Origin of the sequence: Chitinophaga sp. (assembly GCF_036569125.1) — a bacterium.
Classification (GTDB): Bacteria; Bacteroidota; Bacteroidia; order Chitinophagales; family Chitinophagaceae; genus Chitinophaga.
In genome coordinates this window covers 1-9743 of sequence record NZ_DATCRF010000250.1, presented here as the reverse complement: position 1 = coordinate 9743, position 9743 = coordinate 1, and the positions used below count along the sequence as shown (strand labels likewise).

Sequence of the window (9743 nt, the reverse complement as noted above, 5' to 3'; positions counted from 1 at the left end):
GTATTCCTGGGCATCATCCTTTTGGGTAAATTTCAGCAAACCGGTGGTAGATCCTATGTAATCGGCGATCTCCAGTACGGCAGCTTCGCATTCCGGATGGGCTATCACCTTGGCTTTGGGGTGTCTAACTTTCAAACGGGTGATCTTTTCCAGGGAGAAAATTTCGTGCACCATGCAGGCGCCATTCCACAGCACCATGTCCCTACCCGTTTTTTTGATCAGATAGCTGCCTAAATTCCGGTCAGGGGCAAAAATGATGGGTTGGTCAGCTGGCACGCTTTCGATGATTTTTTCGGCATTAGAAGACGTACAAATGATATCGCTGAGCGCTTTGATACCTGCAGAGCAGTTAATGTATGAGATAACGATATGGTCCGGGTACTTTTCCCTGAACTTTTTAAACAGCTCCGGCGGGGCACTGTCGGCCAGGGAACATCCTGCCTTCAGGTCGGGCAGCAGCACCTTTTTCTGCGGGCTTAATATTTTCGCGGTTTCTGCCATAAAGTGCACGCCGGCAAAAACAATGATATCGGCATCTGTTTTGGCAGCCTGCTGGCTCAGGCCCAGGCTGTCCCCGATGTAGTCTGCCACATCCTGGATATCGGGCTCCTGGTAATAGTGCGCCAGTACGATCGCATTCTTTTCCTTTTTCAATCTTTCAATCTCCGCAAACAGATCCAGGTTCACATTTACGGGCACATCCAAAAATCCATTACGTTGCAAATTTTTTTTCGCTTCCGTGAGCTCCCTAATCATAATTATATATTTAGTTATTTATTTAAAAAAGAAAAACCCACTACTATTAGGGGGGTGAATATGTGGAAATTAAATTTTCTCATCGCATACAAAGGTAGTTGTTATTCTTTTTTACTCAGCTATCCACAGGAAATTAACAACGTATATCGGCCACCATACTGGATTTTACCAGTTTCATCCACACCCGTGGATATCCTTTTCCGTGTACATCTTTCTACCCGGGTGTGTATTAAGAAAATGTTAACAGAGCGGGTTAACTTTCCCCTTTTTTGCTGTTTTACCACCCAAACAACCAGCGGGCACAATAACAAAATTAGTTTTACCTGTGCGTAACCATGCTTTTTACCATCCTTTCACCGGGTTATACGGTGGTTTTACACAACAGCTGTGGATAAATTCCGGCCCGGAAAGTGAACCGGGCCTCACCCGTTCGTTTTATAGCGCGCTCATGGTTATAAACAATTTTATGTGGATTGGCGGCGCCCGTTTTCAAAAATGTGAATAATCGTAAAAATTTTTCCGGCCTGCATAGTTTGTTATATCTGTATGCATGGCCAATTCCGTTATATGTACCGGACAGTGCCTTAAATACATTAAAATTTGCAAAAATGTGGATAACCTGTGCATGTACCGCCTGTAACGAAAGGGTGATATATGCCTGAAACCCTTAACTGTACTGCATTTGGACCTGGAAAATACTGTTTTGCAGTTACAGTTATTTTATTCTATTTTTGCTTTCCCTAAAATTTTATACTATATAATATTATGTCAGTTATTCAGAAGATCAGGGATAAATATGCAGTGGTGATCATAGTTGTGATCTGCGTTGCTATTGTTAGTTTCCTGCTGCAGGATGCCTTTTTTGGCAAGAATTCCCTATTCCGCCGTTCCACGAGTGTAGGTAAAGTTAATGGTGAAGAGCTGGAGATCGCCGATTATCAGAAGCGTATACAAGACGCTGAGAACGGTGCACGCCAGCAAATGCCCAATGGCAACATTGATGAGCAAACCCGCCAGTATATTCGTGAGCAGGTATGGAACCAATTCCTGAACGAGCAGATCATGCAGGCACAGTATGATAAACTGGGCATAGATGTAACAGAGGCTGAGGTAGTAGACCAGTTCAATGGTAAAAACCCCAACCCGATCGTTGTACAGCAATTCACCAACCCGCAGACCGGTCAGTTCGACCGCGCAGAAATGCAACGGGCATTACAGAATATTGGACAGGACCAAACCGGCAGAATGCGCCAGGCCCTGCACCAGCTGGAAGAAATGATCTCCAAAACACAGCTGCAGCAGAAATATATGACCCTGGTAAAACAGGCAGTATATTATCCTAAATGGCTGGCCGCTGAACAACAGCAGGAGAACAGCCAGACAGCAAACGTTTCTTATGTGAACGTGCCTTATGCTACCATTGCAGATTCTACTATTAAAGTATCTGACGGTGAGCTTAATAATTATATAACTGCACACAAATCCTTATTCAAAACAGAAGAAGCCCGCAAGGTTGAGTATGTAGCTTTTGATGCGTTGCCTTCCGGCGCTGATTCTGCTGCTGCCCTGCAACAGCTGGCAGCGCTGAAACAGGAAATGGATACTACCAAAGAGATCGAAAGTTTTATTAACAGTAATTCTGAAATAAAATACTTCGATGGATATGTTTCCAAAAGTGCGCTGATGGTACCTAATAAAGATACCATCCTGAACTTACCGATCGGCGGTATCTATGGTCCTTATATAGATAACAACTACTTAGTGCTGGCAAAAATGCTGGACCGTAAAGTAATGCCGGACAGTGTGAAAGTGCGTCATATATTAATAGGTACCCAGCAAGGCCTGGCCGATTCTATTGCACATAACCGTGCTGATAGTATTGAAAGAGCCATTAAAGGTGGTGCAGATTTCAAAGCCCTGGTTACGCAGTACTCCGACGATCCGGGTAGCAAAGCCAATGGTGGTGAATATGACATTACCCCGGCTACCCAATTCGTAAAAGAATTTAAAGATTTTGCGTTTGATGGTAAAAAAGGCGAGATAAAAGTGGTGAAGACCCAATTCGGCTACCACGTAATAGAAATAATGGACCAGAAAAATTATGGTCCTGCTGTGAAAGTGGCTTACCTGAGCAAACCGGTGGATGTAAGTAAGGAAACCGACAGTAAAGCATATGCTGCTGCCAGCGAGTTTGCCGGTCAGAACCGCGATCAGAAATCTTTCGATAAAAACATCCAGGAAAAAGGATATAACAAACGTCTGGCAGATAATATCCGCCCGATGGATTTTGTAATTCCCGGTATTGGCCAGGCACGTGAGCTGGTACGCTGGGCTTACGAAGCCAAGAAAGGCGATGCCAGCCAGGTTTTCACTTTTGAAAACAAATACGTGGTAGCGGTATTAACCGGTATCCGTAAAGAAGGTACTGCCTCCCTGGACGAAGTAAGACCGCAGGTAGAAGCAGAAGTGAAAAAACACAAAAAAGCAGAAGAGCTGATCGCCAAGCTGGGTACTCCGGCTTCTATCGACGCTGCTGCAAAATCCAGCAGCCAGCCGGTACTGAAAGCAGAGGGTATCAGCTTCAGCACACCGTTTGTACCTTCTTTAGGTTTTGAGCCTAAAGTAGTAGGTGCTGCCTTTAACAAAAGCTGGGGTACTGCCAAAGTATCTGCGCCTATTGAAGGTACTGCCGGTGTATATGTGCTGAAAGTAGACAGCTACCAGCCTGCCGCGCAACCCGCACAGGACCTGAACACACAACGTGCTGCTTATGAGCAGGGTATTAAATCCATGCTGGATCAGCAGCTGTTTGAAGTGCTGAAAAAGCAGAGCGATGTACAGGATAACCGCGGTAAATTCTTCTAAGGTTCACAAACGACTCATATTATAGCAAAGGCCCGGAGCGTAAGTTCCGGGCTTTTTGTTTTAACCGGGGTTGGCCGGATATTTCGTAAATTCGTATACGGAAAAAGGATTTTTATGGATGAGATTGTAAATAAAGTAGCGCAGAGCGCACTTACTTCACTGGACCTGGAAGATTATTATCCCAAAGAAGAAATAGTAGTATTTGATATAAAGGATTACCTGTTCATGGAAATGATCCTGAAGGAAAAGGATTTCCGTACTGCTATGCAAAACCTGGACTGGGAGCAATACCGCGATAAAAATGTAGCCATTACCTGCACGGCCGATGCTGTGGTGCCCCGCTGGGCCTACATGCTGATAATGACCTACCTGGAACCGGTAGCACATTACGCTGCTTTTGGCGATGCCGGCTTTATTCATAATACCCTGTTCCTGCAAAATCTGAATAAGATAGATGTGAATGAGTTTGCAGATAAACGGGTTGTGATCAAAGGCTGTGGGGATAAAGGCGCCGGTGAAATTGCCTATGTGGAGATCACCCGCCTGCTGCGCCCTGTAGTAAAAAGCATTATGTATGGAGAGCCCTGCTCCACAGTGCCCATCTACAAGAAAAAATAAACTGTAAATATTAAACGTGTACTGTTGCCTGGAATGCATTACATCCAACACCGTTATTTTTTAGTACCGGCTATCATCATTACTATATGGTTGCTGCAGGGTTGTAATGGATGCAATCAAAATAAAACAACACTTCCTGTACGCGACAGTGTCACTGCCGAAATAATAAAGTCCACACCCAAAGACACGCTTAAGAACTGGGCAGAACAGCGCCTGATACAGTGGAAAGGCTGGATAGACAGCAGCATGGCCGGCAGCTTTGGGACCGATAGCCTGGAACGTACCACGGTAGATACCCTGGGATCAATAGATACTACCTCTATGGAAGTGGCGAGGTTTGAACAGTTCCGGCAATTTTTTGTGTATAGCCCCGACAGCAGCCGGGTAATAGATATGGTGAGCTATGGAAATTTTCTGCACCAGGGCACGCATGGTAAAGTAGTGCTGGAATCCGGCGAGCCTGATACGGAGGTGGCTTTAGTGAATGTACAAACGAAAAAACGTGAACGTATTTTATTTACCGGCCCCTCCACTATTATTAAACAGGCCGTGTGGGTAAATGATCATACCATACTGATAGCCGGCGGCATGTATGACGAAAATAACCAGCTGCAGCCTGTTATCTGGAAGTACGATACCAATACCCGCTTACTGGAGAACTGGGAAAGCGACCATCTCTAAAACCATCCCCGCTTCTTAAATAGAATGATCATAATTATAAGGATCACTACCATCACTGCAATGGTGGTGAAGTAACCGTTGGGTGAGTGCAGCTCCGGCATGTTATCGAAGTTCATACCGTAAATACCGGCTATTACCGTAAGGGGCGCCATGAGCGTGGTTACCACGGCCAGCACCTTCATTACCTCGTTCATTTTCAGGTTTAGCTGCGTGTGGTACTGCTCCTGCAGGTTAAACACCATATCCTTATAGTTATCGGTAAGGTCATTACAATGCACAATGTGGTCAAACACATCTTTGTAATATTTCATGGTACGCTCATCCAGCAAAGGACTTTCACTTTTTAAAAATCCATTTACCAGCTCCCGCACGGGAGAAATAGCGCGGCGGAACAATAACAGCTCCCGGCGCAGCAGGTTAATACGGGCCAGGGTGCGGTTGTTAGCTTCGTGCTGCACCACATCTTCCATCAGCTCTATACGTTCACCCAGTTTATCCAGCACTGTAAAATAACTATCCACAATTACATCCAGCAAAGAATAACATAAATAATCTGCAAAGGCCAGGCGGATGCGGGAGCCATTAATATGCAGCTTTTCGCGGATGGGATCAAAAACATCACGATGGGAATCTTCCTGGAAAGAGAGCACAAAATTTTTTCCCAGCACAATGCTCACCTGCTCCTGCTCAATAGTACAGCTAAGCTTATTGAAATAGATCATGGGCAGCACGCAAAATAAATGATCGCCCATTTCATCCATCTTGGCGCGCTGGCCTACATTCAGGATATCTTCCTCCAGGAGGTAGTGAATACCGAAGCCGGTACAAATGGTATGGATCTCTTCTTTGCGGATGCCGTCAATATTGATCCAGCTTGTTTCGGGTGTTTGCGCATAATGTAACAGCTGCTTTACATCCTGCAGCTTCACTTCTTCACAATGATTGGCTTTAAAATCAAACACCGTGATCTTTACCTCTGCTACGGGCTTGCGGTCGGCAACACCGGTGGCAGGATTGTAGTTCATGATGCGCTGCTTTTTTCCCTTAAAAGGATTTAACGCATCCGGAATGGGCAATATACGTTTAGCCATAACAGTTAGTTAATGCAGTCCTGCAAAAATACAGGGGTGAAAGCGGAAACATTCACCGGTCATACCTTATTCGTACTACTTTTCAAAATTCAAATTAAGATAAAATAATGGTAACCCAGGCATAACATAGCCCCCTTATCTTCAGCTCAAATTGGTCAAATCTCATGTCAGCTATCAACCTTGGAAAAACCTTGCCCATACTGGGCCTTACTGCGAGCGTACTATTTCTTTCCTGCGGTAAAGACAACGATGGAGGAACTGAAAACCCTCCCAACAACGGCATTGAATGGAAAAACCATTCTGTTACACCGGCTTTTATCAAAAAACTCTCCGGTTTTGAAGGCCTGGAAGTGTATTCCCTGATCAGCAGTGATGATACCCTGCCGCAAAGCCCCAATTATGTATTTGGCGGCTCTGCCGATGGCTCCGGCATACTGAAGCAGGGGGATAACTATGTAATGCTGGTGAACCAGGAGGATAACTATTCCGTATCCCGCATTACGCTGGACAAAACATTTAAACCTGTAAAAGGCGAGTACGTGTTAAACTCCGATGGCGGCCAGTGGCGCTTATGTTCTGCCACCCTGGCTACACCGGAAATACATGGCTTTGGCCCGCTGTACCTTACCTGCGGGGAAAGTAATGTAGAAGGCAATGTACATGGGCTGGATCCGCTGGCAGCTGCCGGCAACCCCGCCACCGGGCATGAGCTGAAAGCACTCGGCTTCAGAAGTGCGGAAAATGCTGTGCCCCTGCCTAAAGGTACCTATGCAGGTAAAACCGTGATCCTGATCGGGGAAGATGCGGAAGATGCTTCCGGCGGCCAGGTGTTCCTGTATATGAGCAACACGGTAGGCGACCTGCAAAAGGGCAGCCAGTTTATGCTGCGCCGGGTAGATGGCAACCAGCGCGAAACAGATATGAAAACCGGTTCCACCTACGATGTGGAATTTGTAAGATATGACAGCACCCTTACCGGTGCACAGGTAGCCCTGCTAACTGACCCGCTGAAGGCTATTAAGTTCGGTCGCGTGGAAGATGTGGATTACCGCAAAGGCAGCGATGCCAATGGCCGTGAAATATATTTTACGGTAACCGGCCAGCCTGTAAGCGGTGTCAATGCAGATGGCGCGCGCACCCAATGGGGCCGTGTATACCGCCTGGTGCTGAATGCAAATGACCCCTTAAAAGGCAAGTTGGAAGTAATACTGGATGGGGATGATGATAACGGCCCGGCCAATAAGTTCCAGAACCCTGACAACGTGTGTGTTACGGAAAATTATGTGTATGTACAGGAAGATTCCAATGGTTATGGCACAGAAGACCATGATGCGTATGTGTACCAGTATACCATTGCCAGCAAGCAGCTGAAACCCGTGTTTGAGCTGGATCACCACCGTACTGCCCCGGATGCAGCCAAATATGGCAGCGCCACTTCCAAGTTCGGTAGCTGGGAATACGGATCACTGGTGGATATTTCCAGTGTAATTGGTGTGGATAACGTTTTTACGCTGTGTATACAACCGCATACCTGGCATGGCGCCCGTTATAAAGGTGCAGATGGCGGCGCTAAACGTGCAAATGAAGACCAGGGTAGTGAGATAGTAGTGATCAAAGGACTGCCGAGATAATTAAATGATAAAGCAGGGCGGCCAAAAAGAATGTAAAATGTAAAATTTTAAACCGACAAAGGAGGTTCATAGAGACCATTTAAAAGACTTTATGAACGAGATAAATCATAAATGTAAAAGTAAAATGCCGTGATACCTGGAACAGATTCATGTTCGCAGCATTTTACTTTTACATTTGAAATTTTGCATTTGTGATTTTACATTCTTTCTGGCCGCCACTTTCCATACCAAACCTGCAACATGCGTATAGGCGTTATAGTGATAGCTGTTACACTGCTGGCCATACTGGCTTACAGCATTATAGACCTGAAGGCAGATAGCGCTGCGCCTTTGGCTGCCAGCCGCTGGTACCAGTTCCAGGCAAATGAGCTGGAGCAGAAGGTAGCTGCGCTATGTACGGCTATTGAACAGCACCAGCCAACGCAAAAATTACAGCAGGCCTTTTTTGCAGCCAGGCTGGCATACAAACCCCTGGAGCTGCTCACTACTTATTACATGCCCTATACTGACCGTTTTATTAACGGCCCTAATTTGCAGGAAGTAGAAGCCGATGAAAAAGATGTGACCGTACAGCCGGAAGGTTTCCAGGTGATGGAAGCCTTATTATTCCCCGCCTTACAAACCACAGATACAGCAGCGCTGCGGCAGGAAGCACAACGCCTGCGGGCTAATTTGCAGCGGGTGTGCATGCGGGCAGCCAGCCAGGATTTTACAGATGCGCAGCTGTTTGATGCCATGCGGCAGGAAGTATTACGTATCTCCTCCCTGGGCCTGAGTGGTTTTGACTCACCGGAAGCGCAATACAGCCTGCCGGAAGCCGCTGCAGCCTTGCATGGTGTGGAAACCATCTGGCATTTTTATGCTACGCGGGTACAGCTTATTAACACAGCGCTGGCTAACCATACGCAGGAATTATTTACCAATGCCAGGCAAATCCTGCAAACGCATACTGACTTTAATACGCTGGACCGTTTGCATATGATCAGCAACTACCTGAACCCGCTGATGATAAATTTAAAGCTGGTGCGTGAAGCATTGAACATACCTTATACACAGCTGCCTCACTTTTTAGACCCTGCCGCTTCCCATACATTTGCCAAAGATGCTTTTGATGTTACCTTTTACGCACCTGACCAGGCACAAATTATTACAGCAGATCAAATAACCCTGGGTAAACAATTATTTTATGACCGTGTGCTTTCCTATAACGGGCAGCGCTCCTGCGCTACCTGTCATGATCCGCACAAGGCATTTTCCGACGGCCTGAAAACCCCTGCAGCCCTGGACGGGGAAGCGCCGGTGATACGCAACACTCCCACTATTTTAAATGCTGCATTGCAGCCCGGGTTGTTCTATGATCAGCGGGTAGCTTACCTGGAAGACCAGGTGAATACCGTGGTGCATAACCGGGCAGAAATGCATGGCGATCTAAAAGCCGCAGCCCTGAAACTGCAGCAGCAAACCGGTTATCAACAGTTATTTAAAAAGGCATTTGATGTACAGCCATCGCAGATCAACCCTCAGAATATTCAGCGCGCTATTGCCAGCTACATACGTTCGCTTATAAAATTAAACAGCGCTTTTGACGAATATATGCGTGGCGATACCACCCGGCTGACTGCGGAAGCAAAAAGAGGATTTAATATTTTCATGGGTAAGGCCAAATGCGGCACCTGCCATTTTATGCCGCTGTTTAATGGCGTAGCACCGCCGGATTTTGCAAAAGCAGAAGCTGAAATTATCGGGGTGCCTGCCATAAAAGATAAACCGGTAATAGATACGGATAATGGAAAATATAATGTGCACCACATAGCCCTATACCGCTATGCATTTAAAACCCCTACCCTGCGCAATGTAGCCCTTACCGCGCCTTACATGCACAACGGCGTATTTAATACGCTGGAAGAAGTGATCACTTTTTACAATAACGGTGGTGGCGCCGGCATGGGTATGCAGCTACAGGGACAAACTCTGCCTACAGATTCACTGCATCTGAACCAGCAGGAGCAGCAGGATGTGATCGCCTTTATGCAATCTTTAACCGATACTGCCGCCATTCAATAATTTCCCGCATAACGTAGTAATGTATACACACTTCTTT

The 9743-nt window shown here is 46.3% G+C and carries 7 protein-coding genes; 5 read left to right on the top strand and 2 right to left on the bottom strand.

Features of this window, described 5'->3' with window-relative positions; genetic code table 11:
- The coding region (gene nadA, locus VIM87_RS09220) for a quinolinate synthase NadA (RefSeq protein ID WP_331996705.1) at positions 1-756 on the bottom strand (756 nt) is incomplete at its 3' end.
- Between the two features lie 765 nt (positions 757-1521).
- Between nadA and VIM87_RS09215 the strand changes: the two genes are divergently transcribed.
- The 3 genes from VIM87_RS09215 to VIM87_RS09205 all read left to right on the top strand — a co-directional run bounded on the left by VIM87_RS09215 (position 1522) and on the right by VIM87_RS09205 (position 4920).
- On the top strand, positions 1522-3621 hold the full coding sequence (locus tag VIM87_RS09215; protein ID WP_331996704.1) for a peptidylprolyl isomerase: 2100 nt from the start codon (positions 1522-1524) through the stop codon (positions 3619-3621).
- 114 nt (positions 3622-3735) lie between these two features.
- Complete coding sequence (locus VIM87_RS09210) at positions 3736-4239, top strand: DUF2480 family protein (protein ID WP_331996703.1); 504 nt, start codon at positions 3736-3738, stop codon at positions 4237-4239.
- Positions 4240-4272: 33 nt separating this feature from the next.
- On the top strand, positions 4273-4920 hold the full coding sequence (locus VIM87_RS09205) for a hypothetical protein (protein WP_331996702.1): 648 nt from the start codon (positions 4273-4275) through the stop codon (positions 4918-4920).
- On the opposite strand, the gene corA is transcribed toward VIM87_RS09205, so the two are convergent.
- Complete coding sequence (gene corA, locus VIM87_RS09200; protein ID WP_331996701.1) at positions 4917-6011, bottom strand: magnesium/cobalt transporter CorA; 1095 nt, start codon at positions 6009-6011, stop codon at positions 4917-4919. The genes VIM87_RS09205 and corA overlap by 4 nt on opposite strands.
- A 164-nt stretch (positions 6012-6175) precedes the next feature.
- Here corA and VIM87_RS09195 point away from each other — a divergent pair, with 164 nt between their 5' ends.
- Both VIM87_RS09195 and VIM87_RS09190 read left to right on the top strand, forming a co-directional pair.
- Entirely contained in the window at positions 6176-7642 is a 1467-nt protein-coding gene (locus VIM87_RS09195; RefSeq protein WP_331996700.1) for a hypothetical protein, read from the top strand.
- 240 nt (positions 7643-7882) lie between these two features.
- A complete protein-coding gene (locus VIM87_RS09190; RefSeq protein ID WP_331996699.1) occupies positions 7883-9706 on the top strand; it encodes a cytochrome-c peroxidase in 1824 nt (607 codons plus the stop codon).
- Positions 9707-9743 lie beyond the last annotated feature (37 nt).

What these genes read in the sequence shown, in the direction of transcription:
- VIM87_RS09215 (WP_331996704.1), top strand. Translation starts at nt 1,522, where the DNA reads ATGTCAGTTATTCAGAAGATCAGGGATAAATATGCAGTGGTGATCATA.
- VIM87_RS09210 (WP_331996703.1), top strand. Translation starts at nt 3,736, where the DNA reads ATGGATGAGATTGTAAATAAAGTAGCGCAGAGCGCACTTACTTCACTG.
- VIM87_RS09205 (WP_331996702.1), top strand. Translation starts at nt 4,273, where the DNA reads ATGCATTACATCCAACACCGTTATTTTTTAGTACCGGCTATCATCATT.
- corA (WP_331996701.1), bottom strand. Translation starts at nt 6,011, where the DNA reads ATGGCTAAACGTATATTGCCCATTCCGGATGCGTTAAATCCTTTTAAG.
- VIM87_RS09195 (WP_331996700.1), top strand. Translation starts at nt 6,176, where the DNA reads ATGTCAGCTATCAACCTTGGAAAAACCTTGCCCATACTGGGCCTTACT.
- VIM87_RS09190 (WP_331996699.1), top strand. Translation starts at nt 7,883, where the DNA reads ATGCGTATAGGCGTTATAGTGATAGCTGTTACACTGCTGGCCATACTG.